Below are 17,470 nucleotides of genomic sequence, written 5' to 3' on the forward strand. Positions count from 1 at the left end.
GTCCATGATCGACACGCCGGCGCAGCCGACGGCCCAGGCCGGTGCGGCGACCGACCCGGGCCGTACGTCGGGCCGACGGCGCCGGCGTCCTGCGAAGATCACCGAACAGGTCCCGCGGCATCTGCGGGCGCATCTCACGGCGTACCTGATGATCACGCCGATGGTCGTGCTGCTCGGCATCTTCGTCATCTGGCCGCTCGTCTACGCGTTCTACCTGAGCTTCTTCGAGATGAGCTTCTACAAGGACGCCGAGTTCGTCGGGTTCGACTTCTACAAATACGTGCTCACCGACCCTGAGTTCTACGAGTCGCTCCTGGTCGGCCTCAAACTCGCCTTGATGGTGGTGCCGACGATCCTGGTGCTGGCCCTGCTCCTGGCGAGCTTCCTCGCGACGCTGTCGAAGCGGATGGCGGCCTTCATGAAGACGACCGTCTACGTGCCGGCCGTCGTCTCGAGCGTCGTGGCGGCCATCATCTTCGTCTTCATCTACCAGGACGAGGGTTTCGCGAACTGGTTCATCGGGCTGTTCGGGCAGGGCCCGCTCGCGTGGCTCAACACGGCGTCGACAGCGCTGCCGGCCGTGGCGATCCCCGCGATCTGGCTCGGCTTCGGCGTGTCGACGCTGATCATGCTCGCCGGCATCCTCGACATCCCCGAAAGCTACTTCGAATCGGCCAGGCTCGACGGCGCGAACTTCTGGCAGCGCACCCGCTACATCACGATCCCTTCGCTGCGCAACGTCATCCTGTTCCTGCTCGTCTCGGGCCTGACGTTGACGATCCAGGAGTTCCAGCTGCCGCTCGTGATGACGAACGGCGGACCGGTCAACGCGACGAACACGCCGAACCTCTACATCTTCAACAGCTTCCGCGACGCCACGCCGTACGCAACGAGTTACTCCCTGACCGCGGCGTTGCTGCTGTTCCTCGTCATCGGCACCATCTCGCTCATCATCTTCCGGGTCGTCAGCTCCGAGAAGTCGTCGGACGCCTGAGGTGGCGTCCCCGAAAGGACACCGATGAACCGCTCGTGGTACGCCCCGCGCCGGCTCCTGTCGTACCTGCTCGTCGCCGGCATCGCCGTCACCGCGCTCTTTCCGCTGGCGTGGATGGCGATCTCCGGGTTCAAGGGTCAGGACGAGGTACTGCGCAGTCCGTTCCAGTTCTTCCCCGACGTCTGGCGGATCGACAACTACCGCCTGATCCTCGCGGATCCGGCGTTCGTGCGCGCCATGGTCATCACCTTCGTCGGCGCCGTCATCTTCACCGTCGCGAGCCTGGTGGTGAACTCGATGGCGGCGTACGCGTTCGCGCGCCTCGACTTCGCCGGGAAACGGCTGTGGTGGCTTGTCTGCATCACGCCGATGTTCGTCCCGGCGATGGCGATCCTGCTGACGTCGTTCGTCGTCGTGAGCAAGCTCGGCATGCTCGACACCCTGGCGGTGCTCATCATCCCCGGCGTCGCGGCGAGCGCCCAGATGTTCTTCCTGCGGCAGTTCTACCTCAACATGCCGGCCGCGGTGGAGGAGGCGGCGCTCATCGACGGCGCGACCCGCTGGCAGATCTTCGTGCAGATCTTCGTGCCACAGTCGCTCGGGCCGTTCGTCGTCGTGGGCATCGCGTCGTTCCTCGGGTACTGGAACTCCTACGTCTGGCCGGTGCTCGTCGTGTCGAACCCCGACCTGACCCAGATCATGCAGTACCTCGCGACGTTCCGCTCGGCGCGCGGCAACGAATGGGGCATGCTGATGGCCGGATCGACCCTCGCAGCGCTGCCGACGATCCTGCTCGTGCTCATCTTCCAGCGCTACATCGTCAACGGCGTCCGCCTCGCGGGCCTCAAGTGAGAGCCTTGAGCAGGGCGGTGGAGAACGCCGGGAGATCGTCCGGATTCCGGCTCGTGATCAGGTTCTCGTCGGTCGCGACCTCCTGATCGACCCAGGTGGCTCCGGCGTTGCGGAGATCGGTCTGCAGACTGGGCCACGACGTCAGCGTGCGCCCACGTACGACGTCGGCCTCGACCAACGTCCACGGAGCGTGGCAGATGGCCGCCACCGGTTTGCCGGAGGCAACGAACTCCTTGACGAAGGCAACAGCCTTCTCGTCACGCCGCAAGGCGTCCGGATTGGCGACTCCCCCGGGCAGCACGAGCGCGGCGAAGTCGTCGACTGGCACGTCGGCGACAACCTCGTCGACCGGCAGTTTGTCCGCGGCCGTCAAATGGTCGAAAGTCTGAACCTCACCGCTGTCCGGACTCACCAGAACAGGCTCGTGCCCGGCGCTCTTGACCGCGTCCCACGGCTCGGTCAGCTCGACCCGCTCGATCCCTTCGGCGGCTACCAGAAAAGCGATCCTGCCCACTGTGTCCTCCTCGGTCATCCGGTTGTCAGCACCCTGTACCCACACGAGCTAAGGCGTCACCATGATCTGGGCGGCGTTCACCTTCAGGGAGGCGTTGGCCCAGCGAAGTTGACGCAGGGTTTGGGGATGACAGGTCTTGGCGAGGTTGAGCAGCTCGGAGTCCTTGAGGGCCTGGGCGGTCTGGGCCAGGACCTCCCAGTCGAGTGACACACCCGCCGCCTTGCGATGGATCTCTCTGAGGTCCTTCAGGAGCAGGAGCGACGGATCGTGGTACCCGCCGATCAGCTCCGCACCCTTCTGCCGGACGGTCGCCAGCAGGCCTGGTTCGTCGTGCGCGTCGGCGTCGAGATCGACCTCATAGTTCTTGCCGTGCTTGGCGAGCTCCCGCACATGGTCCTGCGACCACCTGGCCAGATCCCTGCCGAGGTAGAAGATGTCATGATCGGACTTGTGCCGGCTGGACACCTGCAGCAGTTCCGCGGCCAGGTCGTTCTCCGCGCGGTGCAGTTCCCGGATCGCCAGGCCCACCTTGTTCGTCATCGATTGCCCTCCTCCGCCGGGAAGTGCTCGAGAACAACGGCGTCGACGCCACCACGCGTCGGCGGAACGCCGCTCACGACCGGCTTGGACGCCGTCGTGGTCGGCGCCGACGAGGGCGCGTTCCCCACGCTGATCCGTTCGACCCTGGCGGCCGCGCACTTGAACAGCGGCTGCTTCGAGCACGGATCCCAGTCGGTGACGGTCAGCTCGTTCGCCGCCCGGGCCGACTGCTCGTCGGGCGCGTCCCAGTATCCGTAGTGGAACGGCAGGAACAAGGTCGCCGGCCGGATCCCGCTGATCCTCAGCCGCGCCCTCACGCTCCCCCGCGCCGTACTGATCTGCAGGAGATCGCCCTCGTTCCATCCCTGCCGCTCTGCGTCGGACGCCGACATTTCCACCCAGACCTCCGGGGCGGCGTTCTGCAACTGCCGCACCCGCCCGGTCTTCGTCCGCGTGTGGAAGTGGTACAGCGTGCGCCCGGTCGTCAGCAGGTACGGATACTCCGACGTCGGCGGCTCGTGCGGCTCCAGATATTCCGCCGCCTTCAGGACCGCCTTCCCGGACGGATTCATCGCTTTGTACTCGACCGGGTCCAACGGCGCGCCCGTCACCAGATCCTTGCCATAGCTCTCGCAGTACGACGGTTCACTCCAGAACTCGCCATTCGTATAGATGCGCTCGGTGCCGTCCGGATGATCCGCGTTGCACGGCCACTGGATCCCGCTGCCGCCCCGCAGCTTCTCGTAGCTCAAGCCGCTGTAGTCGCACGGCCGCCCCGCGCTGCACTCCTTCCACGCCTCGAACGCGCCCTCCGCGTCTGTCCACTTCACCAGCGGTTCGCCGTCCTTGTCCGTCAGTTCGAGCCGGCGGGCGTAGTCGAGGAAGATGTCGAGATCCGGCCGCGCCGTACCGGGCGGCTCCACGGCCTTCTCCGACAGATGCACGGTACGGTCGGCGTTCGTGAACGTGCCGGTCTTCTCGCCCCAGGTGGCCGCCGGCAGCACCACGTCGGCCAGCTGCGCGGTCTCCGACAGGAAGATGTCCTGGACGACGAGGAACAGCCGCTCCTGGCCGAGGAGCTTCCGGACCCTGGCCAGCTCGGGCAGCGACACCGCCGGATTGGTCCCGCTGACGTAGAGGAAGCGGATCGACCCGTCCTCGACGTACCGCAGCATCTGCATCAGGTGCGTGGGCTCCGAATAGTGCGGGATCTGCAGGGGGTCGACGTTCCAGACCTTCGCGAGGTCGGCGACCTGGTCGTCGTTCGCCCAGTTCCGGAAACCCGGCAGGTCGCCGTCGGCGCCGCACTCCCGGGTGTTCTCCGCGGTCGGCTGGCCGTTCATCTGCAGGATCCCGCACCCCGGCCGGCCGAGCATCCCGCGGAGCAGGTTGACATTGTTGACCTGGACCGCGGCTGCCGTCGCCTGATGAGACTGGTAGAAGCCTTGCAGCACCGTCGACAGCAGCCGTTCCGCGGTGCCGAGCAGCCGGGCCGCGTCGCGGATGTCACCGGGCGGTACGTCGCAGATCGCCGCGGCCCACTCCGGATCGCAGTCCGCCACCTGTTTCGCGAGTTCGTCGTACCCGACCGTGTGCCGGTCGACGTAGTCGCGATCGACCCACTCGTTCGCGATGATCTCGTGCAGGAGCGCGTTCATCAGGGCGACGTTCGTCCCGGGTTTCGGCGCCAGGTGGATCGTCGCGGCCTCGGCCACCGGCGTACGGCGCGGATCCACGCACAGGATCGTCGGCGGGTTCGGGCCGGCGAGCCGGTCGAGGACCCGGGTCCACAGCACCGTCTGGGTCTCGGCCATGTTGTGGCCGTAGAGCGCGATCACGTCGGCGTGATCGACGTCGGTGTACGAGCCAGGCTGACCGTCGCACGCAAACGTTTCCTTCAGCGCTGCCGCCGCGGTCGCCGTACAGAGTCTGGTGTTGCCGTCCAGGTGATTGGTGCCGATACCGCCGTGGGCGATCAGCGCGAGTGTGTAGTACTCCTCCAGGAACAGCTGCCCGGTGGTGTAGAAGCCGATCGAACTCGGGCCGCGCTCGGCCAGCAACTCCCGCGTTCGTCCGGCGACCGCCGCCATCGCGGTGTCCCAGTCCGTCTCCACGAGCTCCCCGTCCCGGCGTACCAGCGGGGTCGTCAGCCGGTCCGCCGAGTTGTTGGCCTGGTAGCCGAACAGGTCCTTCGGCCCCAGCCGGCCGTGATTCACCCGGTCGTCGGCCCGGCCCCGCACCCCCACGATCCGGCCGTCCTTGACCGCGATGTCCAGCCCGTCACCGTTCGAGTGCAGGATGGTCGCGGACTGTACCCACTCGTCGACATCGGCCGGACGCACTCCGTCGTCCAGCCGCAGGTCCACCCGCACCGGCCAGAACTCCCCCGGTCCGTACGCCGCCCGTGTCCCCCAGGGCTCCGCAATTCGATCGATCTCACCCATTTCGCCCCGGTGCCCTCGGCGTACCCCTCGAAACGGCTTCCCTGCTGGGTTCGGCGCGTGCTGCGGTGCATGATAGGGACGTGACGGACACAGGCCGGCGAATCACGGGTACCGAGGACGATGCGGGCGAACCTTCGGCGCGGACAGACCTTGTACCGGCCGCCGAAGGCTTCTCCCGGCTCGCTCTGGAGATGCACGAAGCGGAGGGTGTCGAGGAGACTGTCGAGGCAGTGGTCGAGTTCGCGTTACAAGCGCTGAACTGCGATTACGCCGGCGTCGCACTGCACACCGCCGGCAACCGGCCGGAGGTGCCCGCCGTCACCGCCCCTGTCGTCGCCGAGATCTATCGGTTCCAGCTGGCCGGCGGGGACGGACCGTTGGTGGAGTGCATGCGCGACCGCACCACCGTTTCGATCCCTGATCTCGTCCAGGAGGCCCGCTGGCCGGATTGGACCAAGAAGGTTCTCGGCCTCGGGGTTCACAGTGTTCTGGATGTCCCGCTGTGGACGGGGTTCGGCGCCGTCGGCGTTCTGGGCCTCTACAGCCATCAATCGGGAGCCTTCGGGCCCGACGAGGAGGCCGTCGCCCACATCCTCGCCCGGCACGCGGCGGTCGCGGTGGCGACCGCGCGCCGCGAGGAGAACCTGATGGTCGCGGTCGACGCCCGGAAGCTGGTCGGCCAGGCGATGGGGATCCTGATGGAGCGCTACGACCTGGACAGTGACCGTGCCTTCCAGGTCCTCAGGCGCTACTCCCAGGACACCAACACCAAGCTCCGCGAGGTCGCTCAGCAGCTGATCGACAGCCGCCGCCTCCCCACCGTCTGACCCAGCCACGGCGCAGGAACGGCGCATGAATCGTTCGGCCGCGGGTACCTACCGCTGTGCTACGCACACCGGAGGAGGCAGTGATGCCCGGAAAGTCGGCGAACGTCAAGAACGAGAAGCAGTACGAGGCGCTCAAGGACAACGGAATGTCGAAGGAGCGCGCTGCCAAGATCGCCAACGCGCCCAAGTCCAGCGAGCACGGCGGGAAACAGAGCGGCAAGGGCGGCAACAGCAAGCAAGGCGGTACGACGGCCCAGAAGAAGGAAGCCGGCCGCAAGGGCGGAAAAGCCGCCGCCAAGAAGTCCTGAGTTCAGCTGTTCGTCAGCGCTCGCTGTCGGCGTCGTGGTCGGCGTCGGTCTCGGTCTCGCCGTTGTCGTCGTCGGAGAATCGCAGGCGCCGGCTGGTGATCTGCTCGGCGACGTCGGCCAGGGTCGTGTTGTGGGAGAAGGCATGCGCCCGCATCAACGCCATCGCGTCGGTGGGACTGATCCGCAGCTGCATCAGCACCATGCCGGTGGCCTGATGGATCTTCGTCCGCGTCGACCACGGCCCGGGGCCGAGATCCGACTCGACCGGTGGCGGCGGGTCCTGCATGAGCGCGGCCCCGATCGCATCGGCCAGGAACTGCGCGCGGTCACCGTCCGGCAGTTCGCCGTCGTTCTGATGAACCGTGACCACGCCGATCGTGCGCTGGCCAGGACGCATCGGTACGGCGTACACGGTCCGGGCACCCGCCACCTCGCGGGCGGCCTCGGTGAACAACGGCCATCGGTCATGATCGACCCGCAGATCGGTCGCCATGGCGGTCTCGGCCTTGTAGGCGGCAGGGCCGGGGCCCTCGCCCAGCACATCCTGCAGATCTTCCAAACGCGCCGCCACGTCGTCCGTGGCGCACAACGTCACGCGGCTCGGCTCGGTGTAGGACAGGGTGATCGCCGCTCCGTCGCCACCGACGAGCGCCAGGAACGCGCGGCACAGACGGGCCACGAGCGACAGCTCCGGACCGTCCTCGGCGATCTTCCTCGCCAACCGCGCCAGCAAGGCCGTCCGATCCACCAGATCCATCTGCCTCATCCCCGAATATCGCCGGCCCTCGACACCCACCGGTCACTGAAGCGCAGCTTTTCCACCTCGTCGCAGGCGACCCGCCTGCTCGGCGTCGGCTAGCTCGGCTCGGAGATGTCGCTGACGGTCCCGCCGGCGCGCCCGGGCATCGCCTGTACGACGTCCGCCTGGGCCAGCATCCCGACGAGGTCATGACCGTCGATGACCGGAAGGCGGCGTACCTGATGCGCCTCCATCGTCTGCAGCGCCTCCTCGATGCTGTCGTCCGCACCGATCGTCACCGGCTTTCCCTGCCCGAACGAGCCGGCCGTGGCCTTCGTCGGATCTCCGCCGTCGGCGATGCACTTCACGACGATGTCACGATCGGTCAGCATGCCCTTCAACCGGTTGTCCTCGCCGCAGATCGGCAGCGCCCCGACGTCCAGATCCCGCATCTTCCGCGCCGCCAGGACCAGGGTCTCGTTCTCGCCGACACACTCCGCACCCGGCGTCATCAAATCCCGTGCAGTCGTCATGTCATCACCTCTCGAGCAGATTCTTCCCTGATACCCACGCGGTTCCCACCGCCACGAGCAGTCATGCGCTTTCGGAATTCGTCGCCTGCCGCAACCCCGGGGGCCGCGCAACGGCTGCTTCAGCCGCCCGCGTCGGACAAGAAGCGCCGCGGATCCCCGCCCGCGCTCGCCACCGAGGACAGCCAGGCGTGCAATCCCTCGGGGTCACGCCGTTCGAGCTCGTCCAGGCAGCGTTGACGCGCCATCACCACCCGAAGCCGCGCCGCACTGGAGGTCGCACGGCTCAACTCGCCGTAGCTCTCGATCCACTGCCTGCACAGCTCGGCCGTACTGGCGGAGGTCGGCGAGGGTCCTGACCTCGGGCGGTCCCAGCCGAGCCTCCGCGCGTACCACCCGATCGCGGCCGGGGAGCCGGCGGCCAAGAACGCCAGAACCACCAACGCCCCGAGATCGATGAAGACCGCAGCCGCCAGAGTTGCGATGACACCCAGGTACACCACCAGCACCAACGCCGCATTTCGTGTCGGCGCAGGTTTGCCGTCGTCGGTGACCAGTTTCCGCACCGAGGACGCCAGCCAGAGAACCAGCGCCGGAAGCCCGAGAGCGATCCAGACCGCGAGCGGGAGTACGACGGCCCCGGCGGCAGCACCCAGCACGATCCAGAGGCCTGCGATCGCGCGCCAGATCCATCGATACGCCCGCATGGTCGTTAGTCCCGAGGGCCTGGCTGGGAGCGCTCGCACGGCAGGCACAGCCTGATGGTCGGGATCGCTATCAGCCGGTAGCTGGGGATTGCCTGCCCGCAGAGCTCGCAGACGCCGAAGGTGTCCCGGGAGAGGCGGAAGAGTGCGGCATCGATCTCCGCCAACGCCCGCCGCGCGCCGGCCGTCAACGCGGCCCGGACTTCGTCGAGAGCTGTCGAACACGGCGCGTCGGCCTGGTACGACAGGCTTATGAGTTGCTCGAGCCTGAATTGCCGCTCGTGCTCGAGTTCCCGACGGAACCACTCCACGTCGAGAGAGTGCTTGCCCCTCGCGACCTGATCCGAAACGACCATCGGCCCTATCTCCTCACCCTGCAGGACGCACATCGGCAGGTACCCAGGCCGGATCAGGTCAATTCGCCGACTGCTGGAGCCGCGCGTAGAGGAGTTGCAGGAAGTCCGAACCGGCGGTCGCGGTGAGTGCCGAAGCCGCCACGCGGGTGAAGCGCGGTGCGAAAAGGTAACCGATGCTGAAAGCTGTCGCGACCCAGATCGCCAGGCAGAACGGGCAGGTCACCAACTCCCCGATGGCATGCTGAAGCGACCCTTCGGAGCGGACGTCCTCCATGACCTCGGCCGGTCCGCCCGGCTCGCGATACCGGGTGAACGGCATCCGCAGCGGGCTGGTGACCGCATCCTTGCTGACCAGCCGCGCGAGTTTGTGGGTGCCTGCCGTCATCAGCAGCAGGTCGTACGGCGAGATCCGCCGGCCGTTCGTCCCTCGCACCGCGGCGACCGCCCCCGCGATACCCACCAGAGCGCCGAACAGCGTCATCAGCACCGCATAACCACCCAGCGGCCGGTCGGCTCCTTGCCGGTACTCCGCAGCCTCCGAACGAACAGTTCCTGACATCGTCGTCACCTCAAGTCGTGGACGCCCGGCCAGTACCCGTGGGTCCGGTGTGGAAACGCGCGTACCGACGTCCGGTGGCGGGTACCGCGAGGGCTACGCGACGACGAAAGGCATGCAATGGGCAACGATCCGAGGACCAGGTACGCCGGACCGGAGCAGCAGGAGCCGCAGAAGCAGGAGCATCCTGGGCATGGCAGCGCGATGACGCCTGAGCCCGACTACGGCGAGAAGACCTATCGCGGGAGCGGGAAACTCGCCGGCAAGCGGGCGCTGATCACCGGCGGCGACTCCGGTATCGGGCGCGCCGTCGCACTGGCGTTCGCGCGCGAGGGAGCGGACGTGATGATCTCGCACCTCGAAGCCGAGGAACAGGACGCCGACGAGACCTGCCGGCTCGTCCGCGAGTCGGGGTCGACGGCAGCCGCACTCGCCGGCGACATTCAGGACGAGCAGCACTGCAAGCGACTCGTGGAGCACTGCGTGGAGGAACTCGGCGGACTCGACATCCTCGTCAACAACGCGGCGTACCAGATGTCGCGTGAAGGGATCGCGGACATCTCCACCGAGCAGTTCGACCAGGTGCTGAAGACCAACGTCTACGCGATGTTCTGGCTGTGCAAGGCAGCGCTTCCGCACCTGTCGGAGGGGTCGTCGATCATCAACACCACGTCGATCCAGGCCTACGAGCCGTCGCCGAATCTGCTCGACTACGCCACCAGCAAAGCCGCGATCCTCAACTTCACCAAGGGACTTGCGCAGGAGTTGGCACCGAAAGGCATCCGGGTGAACGCCGTCGCGCCGGGGCCGGTCTGGACACCCCTCATTCCGGCGACCCTGCCCGCCGACAAGGTTGGCAAGTTCGGGGCAGACACACCACTCGGACGAGCCGGCCAACCTGCCGAGCTGGCACCGCTGTACGTGTTCCTCGCCTCGGACGACTCGACGTACGTCACCGGCGAACGCATCGGCGCCACCGGCGGCCGCCCGCTCCCCTGACAGACTGCCGATTGCAGGCATACCGCCGAGGGCACCCGCAACGGTATGCCGACTACAACTCAACGCCCCAAGGAGGTCGGGGACCTCCGACTGGCGACCGTTTGTGTGAACGCTACCGACATGGATCGCGCCGCCGACTTCTGGTCCGCGGCGCTCGGATACCAGCGCCCCGAACGGATCGGTCCCGACGACCAGTTCGCCAAGCTCGAGGATCCAGAAGGTACGGGGCCTACGGTGCTCCTGCAGCGCGCACAGGACATCCCCTCCGTGCCGACGCCCGTACATCTCGACCTGTACACGTCGGACCGCGATGGCCACATCGAGCGACTGCTCAAGCTCGGCGCCGCGCGGGCCGAGGACTGGCCGTACCCCGAGCGCCACGACTTCGTCGTACTGCGTGACACCGAGGGCAACGCGAGTTCTGCGTGATCGCGGTTTCACCGCCCAACGGTCAGTCCTGACGGAGGCTCGCCGGTTTTCTGGGGTGCTCCGCGGGTACCGGGTGATTTTCCGCGAGTGATCGGAGCGTTCGATGTCGATCTGGCAGCGGTTCAAGCGCTGGCGCCTGTCCCACACGATCAACGAGGCCGACGCGCCGGCCGACGACACCACCGCGATGACGCGGGCGACGGGCGGAAACCCCGACCACGGTACGCCGACCACGACGGGCACCGGAACCAACGCCGAGTTCGTCGGTCGCGTCGCCGGCGACGACACCGACGCCGAGGAGACCGGGGCCGAGCGGCGGGCGGCGCATCGCGCGCACCCTGCGGACGGGTGATCTGTCCGCCTGGCTTGCTATTGCTCGTGGTGGCGTCGTTCGGCTTCGGCGTGGCGTTCCTCGTCCGGTGTGGTTCGTTGGGTCAGGTCGATGCGACGGGTGCGCGTCAAGTAGAAGGTTCCGCCGCCGACCAGTGCGACGACGACCACCGCGGCGACCACCACCCAGATCGCACCGCCGTAGTCATTTGGGCTGGAGTCCGACGCGCCCGGCGGCTGGGGTCGGCTGGAGTTGGTCGAGCCCAGGGTCGGAGACGGTGTCGGAGCGACCGCCACCTGCACGGTCGTGTCCTGTGCTTGCGCAACCGCCGGGGCCGAGGCCACGAACGCGAGGCCCAGCACCGCGGTTGCGGCCAACAATCGCCACGCTGCGCTGATCATCCTTCCCCGGTTCCCTGACCACCACCCCGTCATTCGCGCCACTGAGCTGACAACCGACGAGCGCGACGACGGTCATGACCGAGCCCCGTAGTCCGGCACCTGGACCTCCGCGCCGCCCTGCAGGGCCGATTGGTGGGCGCAGATCCCGGGAGCCGTCCAGGTCGCGGCGGTCCGGGCGTCGACCCGCGGAGCCCGGGCATCGACAATGCTCGACACGAACTCGTGGACCAGGTGCGGGTGCGATCCGCCGTGACCGCCGTCGGTGAACGGCCTGAGTGCCTCGGGCAACAACTCCGGCGCTCCGCCGGGTCGTACGTCGACCTCGGTCACCGGCCGTCCACGGCGACCGTCCGCGAGTGGCTCGAGCTTGAACTGCTTCATCGGCCCGCCCTCGAGCTGCGGCCATTCCAGCGCACCCTCGTCGCCGTACACCGAGAAACCCTCGAGATAGCTGCGGCCGAGCTGGAAGAACGACATCGTGACGTTGGCGACCAAGTCGTCACCAGCCAGCTTGAACAGCCCGGCCTCGGTCCCGAACCCCTCCCCCGCAACGCCGATGTGATCAGGCGTCAGCCGGCTGGAGCCCAGGCAGCGCACCGACTCGACCCGCGTGTTCGCCAGCGCCAAAGCGGGCGAGAGTGCGTGCGTGACGTAGTGCATCGGCGGGTAGCCCAGCCAGTAGTCCGGAAACCCGTCGAGGTTCTGGAGGTGGTCGCCCTTGAAGTACGTGAGCCGGCCGAGCTGCCCGGTCTCCAGCAACTCCTTGGCGTGGAAGTACTCGCGGGAGTAGACCGCGGTCTCCATCATCATGTAGTTGCGCCGGGCATCGTCCTGCGCCGCGATCAGCGCATCCAGGTCCTCCAGGGTGGTCGCCATCGGCACCGCCGACGCACAGTGCCTCCCGGACTTCAGCACCTCCTGGACCTGCGCGGCATGGAACCGCACCGGCGTCAGCAGGTGTACGGCGTCCCACCCCGGAGCAGACAGCGCGTCCTCGAGCGACGCGAAGCGCTCCGTGATCCCGAGCCGGTCCGCGACAGCCGCCGTACGGGCGGGATCGGCATCGACGACCGCGACCCGGCCGACGTCGGGGTGGGCCTGGTAGATCGGGACGAACGCCGCGCCGAACCCGAGGCCGACGACGACCACGTCAACACTCATCGGACCAGCACCTCCCGCTCCCCACCGAACAGAAACACCGCTCCACCTTGTACATGTCAGCCTTTCAGTCCGGTCAGCGCGATACCCTCGACAAAAGTACTTCTGCGAAGGCGAACAACACGATCTGCTGACCCGAAGTCAGGCGGGATCCGGGAGGACGCCGGTCAGCCCGTGGATCGATCCGGGCCGGGACAGCGCTTTCGTCAGCGCGTTGAGCGGTCTCGCGAAAGCGCCGAGCCCCTGGTTGCGGATAGCGCTCCGCCCGGTGCGGTTTCGTCAGCCTCAAGCAGGTACGACGGCCAACGGGCAGCCCGCGTGGTGCAGGACACCGCGAGTCACCGAGCCGAGGAGGATGGCCGCCAGCCGGGTGTGATGGCGGGTTCCGACGACGAGAAGCTGGGCATCGGACTGCTCGGAAGTCGTGACGACACCATCGACGGCATGACCTCGCCGTACGTCGATCTCGATCGCAACGTCGGGGTGCTTCTGCCGCCACTCGACTGCGACGTTCTCGAAGTACCGCTGGGCGTTCTCGGCCCACTCGGCGCTGACGCCACCGGTGTCCATCGCGTCCCAGCTGAAGACCGCCGGCAGGTCCCAGACATGGAGGATCCTGACGGGCACCTTCCGCTCGGCCGCTGCGGTGATCGCGAACTCCATCACGGACGGAGTCTCGTCCTCATCCAGGGCGACCAGCACCGGCCCGGCGTGATCGGACGGCTTCCAGTACTCCGGCACAACCACCACCGGGACCGTCGCCTGTGCGACAACCGCCTCCGAGGTCGAGCCGACCAGTAATCGCTTGAACGTTCCCAGCCCGCGGCGGCCGACGACCAGCATCCGGCTGTCCGCAGCCACCGCGTTCAGCGTCCGGGCCGGCGGGCCGACCATCAACTCAGCCTCGTGCTCGAGCAGGCCGGGAGCCTCGTCCAGATACTTCTGTACTTCGTTGACGAGGTCGGTCGCCGCGTCGTCGACAGCGTCGGGCTCCCATACCGAGACGTCACGGAGCTTCTCGTCGATGACGTGCACCACCTGGAGAGGCTCTCGCCGGAGCAACGACTCCTGCAAGGCCCACTCCAGGGCACCGGTGTCACGCCAAGAGCCATCAACCCCCACGTGGATAACCGGCTTGGTACCCATCGAGCTCACCGCAGCCACGGGTACTCGCGGACGAAGTCCAGACCGCTCCACCACTTACCGAAGCCCCACACGTTGCCCGCAGCAACCAGCGCCAGAACAACAACCGTGACAGCGCCGACGATGTGATCGTCCAGCACCGGGTTGTTCTCCGGCGGCAGATTCGCCGACCACATCAACAGATACAGCAACGCACCACTGACCGCCGCGATCCGCATCCCGATACCCAGCGTCAACGCCAGACCGAGACCGGCCAGACCGATCATGAACAACGGGCTGACCCACCAGTCACCAACCAGCGACCGGTAGAAATCCGCGAACGGGCCACTGGTTCCCTTGCCCAGGAACCCGGCCGTCGGGTCACCGCCGTCGATCCAGCCCTTACCGGACGGGGTCGCGTAGCCGAGACCGAAGACCTTGTCGACGAACGCCCACAAGAACGACAGCCCGACAACAACCCGCAATACAGCCAGCGCACGACCGGCCGCAGTAGTGATGATCGGATGGCGAACAGGCTCCGTCGCAGGAGTCTGCAGATCGCGCCGGTGCGACGTGGTGGTCATGATGTGTCAACCCTTTCCCTTGAACTTCTGACACCTCGATCGTCCGATTTCGCCACCAGATCCGGCAGAGCCGTTGTCGCCTCTCTCAGAGAGGCGAAAGACCCGTCTGCGGCGTGACCGCTGTGTTCTCGGCGGCGGATGGGGCATCGTTCTGGGATGGGCGCTATGAAGCGATTGCCGAAGAAGCGGTACGAGCGGGAGCTGTTGCGGCTGCAGGCCGAGCTGGTCAAGCTGCAGGAATGGGTACGGGTCGAGAAGGCCCGGGTCGTGGTGATCTTCGAGGGCCGTGACGCAGCCGGCAAGGGCAGCACGATCAAACGCGTCACGGAGTACCTCAATCCCCGCGTCGCCCGGATCGCCGCCCTGCCCGCACCGACCGAGCGCCAGCGGACGCAGTGGTACTTCCAGCGGTACGTCGAACACCTGCCGGCCGCCGGCGAGATCGTCCTGTTCGACCGCAGCTGGTACAACCGCGCCGGCGTCGAACGCGTGATGGGATTCTGCACCAACCAGGAGTACGCACGGTTCCTGCACCAGTGCCCGCTCTTCGAACGGCTGCTCGTCGAGGACGGCGTACTGCTGCGCAAATACTGGTTCTCGGTCAGCGACAGCGAACAGGAGAACCGCTTCCGCAGCCGCGTCGAGGACCCGATGCGCCGCTGGAAACTCTCACCGATGGACCTGGAGTCGATCACCCGCTGGGAGGACTACTCCCGCGCGAAGGACGAGATGTTCGTCCACACCGACATCCCCGAGGCGCCCTGGTACGTCGTCGAGAGCGAAGACAAACGCTCCGCCCGGATCAACATGATCGCCCATCTGCTGTCGAGCATCCCGTACCACGAGGTTCAGCGACCGCCCCTCGAGCTCCCACCCCGCCCACCCTCCAAAGGCTACGAACGCCCACCCCGCGACATGCAAACCCAGGTCCCCGACCACGCCGCCCGACTCCGCAACTGAGTCCGAAGTCCCACCTCGAACCGGCGTCAGAGCTTGCTGACGTGGGTGGCGCGGAAGCGGAAGCTGTCCTGCTGGGCCTCCTCGTACTCGAAGTCGACGGACCTAGTGCCCGAGGTCGCTCGGACAGCCGAGCAGCTGCCCGTGCCCCGCCGTCAGAAGATGTAGAAGCCGGTGACGACGGTGGGGAGGATGCCGAGGGCGAGCCAGGGCGAGAAGGGGGTGCGCTGGTGGATGAGGCGCATGCCGACGACCGTCAGCAGGCCGATCACGCCCGACATCAGCCACAGACCGATCCCGCGGCCGCGCTCGGTGTCGGCGAAGCCGATGCTGTAGACGGCGAGGGACACCGTCGGGACGCTGCCGACGTGGAACAGAATGACCGAGGCGACCCACTTCTGGACGGTCTCGATCTTCATCGGGCGGGGCTGGCGCCGCTTCATAGGTCGTTCCCTGCTTCGGAGAGGTTGATGAAGGTCAGACATGTTCGAGGTCACCGGTTCGCACGCAGGCCGTCCAGCAGCTCGACCTGGTCCGACAGCACCGACGTCAGGATGCGCCTGGCCACCGCGAGCAGTTCGGCCACCTGCGGACTGGTCAACGCGTAGTACACCTGCGAACCCTCGCGACGGGCGGTCACCAGACCCGCGCGGCGCAGCACCGCCAACTGCTGGGACAGGTTCGACGCCTCGAGGCCGATCTCCGGCAGGAGCTCGCTGACCGCCATCTCGCGTTCGCTCAACAGCTCCAGCAGCCGGATACGCGCCGGATGCCCCAGTGTCTTGAAGAACTCCGCCTTCAACTGGTGCAACGGTGTCGTCATCCTCCGCCCTCCACTCGCTCCCTACCTTGCAAATTCATGCGATCACGAATTGAAGAATTCTGCAACTCGTGCATAAGGTAGGTCCACCATGGACACGTTCGCCGCGGAACTGCACCAGCGGATCACCTCCGCCCGGGAACAACTCCACGCTGCCCAGGACGCCGGAGACCTCGACGCCGAGCGCATCTACTCCGGAGAACTCGACAGCCTCCTGCGCCAAGCTCTCGAGAACGGCATCACCGTTCCGCCGGAGGACACCGGACAGCACGCCTGAACGACCGACACCGTCTGGGGGGACATTGGAGACCGCCGCTCTCTACGAAGTGACCTACACCGTGACCGACCGGGCCGCACCCACCCGGACCGTGACGGACGCCGCCGGCGTCACCGAACTCGTCCGCCAGGCCGCGGCCTCCGGATCGCGGGTGCATATTCGCCCGCTCCCCGAGGACGAGCGACCTCGACCAACCTGAGAGATGCTGAGACAGGTCAGCAGGACAGGGTGGCGAAGGTGTAGCCGCGGGCCGACAGGGTCGTCAGGACCTGATCCAGGGCGGCGACTGTCTGGGCGCGGTTCCCGCCACCGTCGTGCATGAGGATGATCGCGCCGGAGTGCGCGCCAGCCAGGGCCCGCCGCACGATCGTCGACGTACCCGGACGCGCCCAGTCCTGCGGATCGACGTCCCACAAGACCTGCTGCATGCCGTTGCGCCGGATCTCGGCACGGACCGCCGCGTTCGTCGCGCCGTACGGCGGGCGGAAGCACTTCGAGCGGACGCCGTCGGCGATCTGATGGTGCAACTGGCCGGGCGAGAGCTTGGGCAACTGCGGGTGCGACACCGAGTGATTGCCGATGGTGTTGCCGGCTGCGCGGACCTGGTCGACCAGGTCCGGGTGCTCGTTCGCGTGTTCGGCGAGCATGAAGAACGTGCCGTGCGCATTGTGCGCCTGCAGTACGGCGAGCACCTCGGGCGTCCAGTGCGGGTCCGGGCCGTCATCGAAGGTCAGGTAGACGACCTTCCCGCCCGCCTGCTTCACCGGTCCGGCCGACGGCGTGTGGGAGGGCGTGGCCGACGGTGACGTTGTCGGTTTGACAGGAGTGTTCGTCGCGACGGCACGCGGCGCCGTCTCGGCTGCGCTCGCCGGCTGACCCTCGCTCGCAAACGCGGTGTGCAGGCAAGCAATCGCCACTGCCGCACCCAGCGCGAGCCCGATCGGCAACCCGAACCTGCTCCCCATCACTTCCCCCGAATCTCCGCACCGACATCGTCCTGGTCACCACCATCGACGCTGCCGCCCACC

General features: G+C 67.2%; 24 protein-coding genes and 1 pseudogene. 10 read left to right on the top strand and 15 right to left on the bottom strand.

Annotated elements, in window-relative coordinates; all coding sequences use genetic code 11:
* Positions 1 to 4 precede the first annotated feature (4 nt).
* Positions 5 to 994 (top strand): carbohydrate ABC transporter permease, encoded by a 990-nt coding sequence (locus tag EV651_RS20750; protein ID WP_238157092.1) that lies wholly within the window; start codon positions 5 to 7, stop codon positions 992 to 994.
* A 24-nt stretch (positions 995 to 1,018) separates the two neighbouring features.
* On the top strand, positions 1,019 to 1,846 hold the full coding sequence (locus EV651_RS20755; protein WP_133786866.1) for a carbohydrate ABC transporter permease: 828 nt from the start codon (positions 1,019 to 1,021) through the stop codon (positions 1,844 to 1,846).
* On the opposite strand, the gene EV651_RS20760 is transcribed toward EV651_RS20755, so the two are convergent.
* The 3 genes from EV651_RS20760 to EV651_RS20770 are packed head-to-tail and all read right to left on the bottom strand — an operon-like array spanning position 1,839 to position 5,344.
* Positions 1,839 to 2,378 carry a type 1 glutamine amidotransferase domain-containing protein gene (locus EV651_RS20760; RefSeq protein ID WP_133786867.1) on the bottom strand — a complete coding sequence of 180 codons (540 nt, stop codon included), beginning with the start codon at positions 2,376 to 2,378 and terminating at the stop codon, positions 1,839 to 1,841. The genes EV651_RS20755 and EV651_RS20760 overlap by 8 nt on opposite strands.
* Before the next feature lie 30 nt (positions 2,379 to 2,408).
* Complete coding sequence (locus EV651_RS20765) at positions 2,409 to 2,900, bottom strand: hypothetical protein (RefSeq protein ID WP_133786868.1); 492 nt, start codon at positions 2,898 to 2,900, stop codon at positions 2,409 to 2,411.
* Positions 2,897 to 5,344, bottom strand: coding sequence for a molybdopterin oxidoreductase family protein (locus tag EV651_RS20770; protein ID WP_133786869.1), 2,448 nt, complete (start codon positions 5,342 to 5,344; stop codon positions 2,897 to 2,899). Before EV651_RS20770 ends, EV651_RS20765 begins: the two co-directional genes overlap by 4 nt.
* A gap of 80 nt (positions 5,345 to 5,424) precedes the next feature.
* Here EV651_RS20770 and EV651_RS20775 point away from each other — a divergent pair, with 80 nt between their 5' ends.
* Together EV651_RS20775 and EV651_RS20780 are read left to right on the top strand one after the other, a co-directional pair.
* Complete coding sequence (locus tag EV651_RS20775) at positions 5,425 to 6,171, top strand: GAF and ANTAR domain-containing protein (RefSeq protein ID WP_370353049.1); 747 nt, start codon at positions 5,425 to 5,427, stop codon at positions 6,169 to 6,171.
* Positions 6,172 to 6,254: 83 nt separating this feature from the next.
* The gene (locus EV651_RS20780) at positions 6,255 to 6,479 is read left to right on the top strand and encodes a hypothetical protein (RefSeq protein ID WP_133786870.1); all 225 of its coding nucleotides are present in this window, start codon (positions 6,255 to 6,257) and stop codon (positions 6,477 to 6,479) included.
* A gap of 13 nt (positions 6,480 to 6,492) precedes the next feature.
* Here the strand turns inward: EV651_RS20780 and EV651_RS20785 are convergent, their stop codons facing one another.
* From EV651_RS20785 to EV651_RS20805, 5 genes are all read right to left on the bottom strand, one after another.
* Positions 6,493 to 7,236 carry a GAF and ANTAR domain-containing protein gene (locus EV651_RS20785; protein ID WP_166658682.1) on the bottom strand — a complete coding sequence of 248 codons (744 nt, stop codon included), beginning with the start codon at positions 7,234 to 7,236 and terminating at the stop codon, positions 6,493 to 6,495.
* Between the two features lie 98 nt (positions 7,237 to 7,334).
* The gene (locus EV651_RS20790; RefSeq protein ID WP_133786872.1) at positions 7,335 to 7,751 is read right to left on the bottom strand and encodes a CBS domain-containing protein; all 417 of its coding nucleotides are present in this window, start codon (positions 7,749 to 7,751) and stop codon (positions 7,335 to 7,337) included.
* A 119-nt stretch (positions 7,752 to 7,870) separates the two neighbouring features.
* Positions 7,871 to 8,455, bottom strand: a complete 585-nt coding sequence (locus tag EV651_RS20795) for a hypothetical protein (RefSeq protein WP_133786873.1) — start codon at positions 8,453 to 8,455, stop codon at positions 7,871 to 7,873.
* 5 nt (positions 8,456 to 8,460) lie between these two features.
* Positions 8,461 to 8,808 carry a TraR/DksA family transcriptional regulator gene (locus EV651_RS20800; protein WP_166658683.1) on the bottom strand — a complete coding sequence of 116 codons (348 nt, stop codon included), beginning with the start codon at positions 8,806 to 8,808 and terminating at the stop codon, positions 8,461 to 8,463.
* Positions 8,809 to 8,866: 58 nt separating this feature from the next.
* A complete protein-coding gene (locus tag EV651_RS20805) occupies positions 8,867 to 9,367 on the bottom strand; it encodes a DUF1360 domain-containing protein (protein WP_133786875.1) in 501 nt (166 codons plus the stop codon).
* 117 nt (positions 9,368 to 9,484) lie between these two features.
* On the opposite strand from EV651_RS20805, the gene EV651_RS20810 reads away from it, so the two are divergent.
* From EV651_RS20810 to EV651_RS20820, 3 genes are all read left to right on the top strand, one after another.
* Positions 9,485 to 10,363, top strand: a complete 879-nt coding sequence (locus tag EV651_RS20810; RefSeq protein WP_133786876.1) for an SDR family oxidoreductase — start codon at positions 9,485 to 9,487, stop codon at positions 10,361 to 10,363.
* A gap of 45 nt (positions 10,364 to 10,408) precedes the next feature.
* On the top strand, positions 10,409 to 10,792 hold the full coding sequence (locus EV651_RS20815; protein WP_133786877.1) for a VOC family protein: 384 nt from the start codon (positions 10,409 to 10,411) through the stop codon (positions 10,790 to 10,792).
* A 103-nt stretch (positions 10,793 to 10,895) separates the two neighbouring features.
* Positions 10,896 to 11,144: a hypothetical protein gene (locus EV651_RS20820; protein ID WP_133786878.1), complete on the top strand. Its 249-nt coding sequence runs from the start codon at positions 10,896 to 10,898 to the stop codon at positions 11,142 to 11,144.
* Between the two features lie 17 nt (positions 11,145 to 11,161).
* Here the strand turns inward: EV651_RS20820 and EV651_RS20825 are convergent, their stop codons facing one another.
* The 4 genes from EV651_RS20825 to EV651_RS20840 all read right to left on the bottom strand — a co-directional run bounded on the left by EV651_RS20825 (position 11,162) and on the right by EV651_RS20840 (position 14,388).
* Entirely contained in the window at positions 11,162 to 11,524 is a 363-nt protein-coding gene (locus EV651_RS20825) for a hypothetical protein (protein ID WP_133786879.1), read from the bottom strand.
* A 72-nt stretch (positions 11,525 to 11,596) separates the two neighbouring features.
* Complete coding sequence (locus EV651_RS20830) at positions 11,597 to 12,685, bottom strand: Gfo/Idh/MocA family protein (RefSeq protein WP_133786880.1); 1,089 nt, start codon at positions 12,683 to 12,685, stop codon at positions 11,597 to 11,599.
* Between the two features lie 282 nt (positions 12,686 to 12,967).
* Positions 12,968 to 13,828: a universal stress protein gene (locus tag EV651_RS20835; RefSeq protein ID WP_133786881.1), complete on the bottom strand. Its 861-nt coding sequence runs from the start codon at positions 13,826 to 13,828 to the stop codon at positions 12,968 to 12,970.
* A gap of 5 nt (positions 13,829 to 13,833) precedes the next feature.
* The gene (locus EV651_RS20840) at positions 13,834 to 14,388 is read right to left on the bottom strand and encodes a hypothetical protein (protein WP_133786882.1); all 555 of its coding nucleotides are present in this window, start codon (positions 14,386 to 14,388) and stop codon (positions 13,834 to 13,836) included.
* Between the two features lie 156 nt (positions 14,389 to 14,544).
* On the opposite strand from EV651_RS20840, the gene ppk2 reads away from it, so the two are divergent.
* Positions 14,545 to 15,348 (top strand): polyphosphate kinase 2, encoded by an 804-nt coding sequence (gene ppk2, locus EV651_RS20845; protein ID WP_133786883.1) that lies wholly within the window; start codon positions 14,545 to 14,547, stop codon positions 15,346 to 15,348.
* A 152-nt stretch (positions 15,349 to 15,500) separates the two neighbouring features.
* Here ppk2 and EV651_RS20850 read toward each other — a convergent pair whose 3' ends face one another.
* Together EV651_RS20850 and EV651_RS20855 are read right to left on the bottom strand one after the other, a co-directional pair.
* Positions 15,501 to 15,788, bottom strand: coding sequence for a hypothetical protein (locus tag EV651_RS20850; RefSeq protein WP_133786884.1), 288 nt, complete (start codon positions 15,786 to 15,788; stop codon positions 15,501 to 15,503).
* Between the two features lie 59 nt (positions 15,789 to 15,847).
* Positions 15,848 to 16,168: pseudogene (locus EV651_RS20855) on the bottom strand (ArsR/SmtB family transcription factor); the annotation flags it as partial.
* A gap of 88 nt (positions 16,169 to 16,256) precedes the next feature.
* Between EV651_RS20855 and EV651_RS20860 the strand changes: the two are divergent.
* Together EV651_RS20860 and EV651_RS41455 are read left to right on the top strand one after the other, a co-directional pair.
* Positions 16,257 to 16,442: a hypothetical protein gene (locus tag EV651_RS20860; protein ID WP_133786886.1), complete on the top strand. Its 186-nt coding sequence runs from the start codon at positions 16,257 to 16,259 to the stop codon at positions 16,440 to 16,442.
* A gap of 49 nt (positions 16,443 to 16,491) precedes the next feature.
* Positions 16,492 to 16,641 (top strand): hypothetical protein, encoded by a 150-nt coding sequence (locus EV651_RS41455; RefSeq protein WP_166658684.1) that lies wholly within the window; start codon positions 16,492 to 16,494, stop codon positions 16,639 to 16,641.
* A gap of 16 nt (positions 16,642 to 16,657) precedes the next feature.
* Here EV651_RS41455 and EV651_RS20865 read toward each other — a convergent pair whose 3' ends face one another.
* The gene (locus EV651_RS20865; RefSeq protein ID WP_133786887.1) at positions 16,658 to 17,407 is read right to left on the bottom strand and encodes a polysaccharide deacetylase family protein; all 750 of its coding nucleotides are present in this window, start codon (positions 17,405 to 17,407) and stop codon (positions 16,658 to 16,660) included.
* Between the last annotated feature and the right edge of the window lie 63 nt (positions 17,408 to 17,470).

Source organism: Kribbella sp. VKM Ac-2571, from assembly GCF_004362255.1.
Taxonomy (GTDB): domain Bacteria; phylum Actinomycetota; class Actinomycetes; order Propionibacteriales; family Kribbellaceae; genus Kribbella; species Kribbella pratensis.

Coding starts and splice junctions, on each gene's coding strand:
- EV651_RS20815 (WP_133786877.1), top strand. CDS start 10,409: ATGCCGACTACAACTCAACGCCCCAAGGAGGTCGGGGACCTCCGACTG.
- EV651_RS20770 (WP_133786869.1), bottom strand. CDS start 5,344: ATGGGTGAGATCGATCGAATTGCGGAGCCCTGGGGGACACGGGCGGCG.
- EV651_RS20810 (WP_133786876.1), top strand. CDS start 9,485: ATGGGCAACGATCCGAGGACCAGGTACGCCGGACCGGAGCAGCAGGAG.
- EV651_RS20765 (WP_133786868.1), bottom strand. CDS start 2,900: ATGACGAACAAGGTGGGCCTGGCGATCCGGGAACTGCACCGCGCGGAG.
- EV651_RS20830 (WP_133786880.1), bottom strand. CDS start 12,685: ATGAGTGTTGACGTGGTCGTCGTCGGCCTCGGGTTCGGCGCGGCGTTC.
- EV651_RS20780 (WP_133786870.1), top strand. CDS start 6,255: ATGCCCGGAAAGTCGGCGAACGTCAAGAACGAGAAGCAGTACGAGGCG.
- EV651_RS20760 (WP_133786867.1), bottom strand. CDS start 2,378: ATGACCGAGGAGGACACAGTGGGCAGGATCGCTTTTCTGGTAGCCGCC.
- EV651_RS20865 (WP_133786887.1), bottom strand. CDS start 17,407: ATGGGGAGCAGGTTCGGGTTGCCGATCGGGCTCGCGCTGGGTGCGGCA.
- EV651_RS20785 (WP_166658682.1), bottom strand. CDS start 7,236: ATGGATCTGGTGGATCGGACGGCCTTGCTGGCGCGGTTGGCGAGGAAG.
- EV651_RS20820 (WP_133786878.1), top strand. CDS start 10,896: ATGTCGATCTGGCAGCGGTTCAAGCGCTGGCGCCTGTCCCACACGATC.
- EV651_RS20795 (WP_133786873.1), bottom strand. CDS start 8,455: ATGCGGGCGTATCGATGGATCTGGCGCGCGATCGCAGGCCTCTGGATC.
- EV651_RS20800 (WP_166658683.1), bottom strand. CDS start 8,808: ATGGTCGTTTCGGATCAGGTCGCGAGGGGCAAGCACTCTCTCGACGTG.
- EV651_RS20825 (WP_133786879.1), bottom strand. CDS start 11,524: ATGATCAGCGCAGCGTGGCGATTGTTGGCCGCAACCGCGGTGCTGGGC.
- EV651_RS20860 (WP_133786886.1), top strand. CDS start 16,257: ATGGACACGTTCGCCGCGGAACTGCACCAGCGGATCACCTCCGCCCGG.
- EV651_RS20850 (WP_133786884.1), bottom strand. CDS start 15,788: ATGAAGCGGCGCCAGCCCCGCCCGATGAAGATCGAGACCGTCCAGAAG.
- ppk2 (WP_133786883.1), top strand. CDS start 14,545: ATGGGCGCTATGAAGCGATTGCCGAAGAAGCGGTACGAGCGGGAGCTG.
- EV651_RS20835 (WP_133786881.1), bottom strand. CDS start 13,828: ATGGGTACCAAGCCGGTTATCCACGTGGGGGTTGATGGCTCTTGGCGT.
- EV651_RS20805 (WP_133786875.1), bottom strand. CDS start 9,367: ATGTCAGGAACTGTTCGTTCGGAGGCTGCGGAGTACCGGCAAGGAGCC.
- EV651_RS20750 (WP_238157092.1), top strand. CDS start 5: ATGATCGACACGCCGGCGCAGCCGACGGCCCAGGCCGGTGCGGCGACC.
- EV651_RS20755 (WP_133786866.1), top strand. CDS start 1,019: ATGAACCGCTCGTGGTACGCCCCGCGCCGGCTCCTGTCGTACCTGCTC.
- EV651_RS20840 (WP_133786882.1), bottom strand. CDS start 14,388: ATGACCACCACGTCGCACCGGCGCGATCTGCAGACTCCTGCGACGGAG.
- EV651_RS20790 (WP_133786872.1), bottom strand. CDS start 7,751: ATGACGACTGCACGGGATTTGATGACGCCGGGTGCGGAGTGTGTCGGC.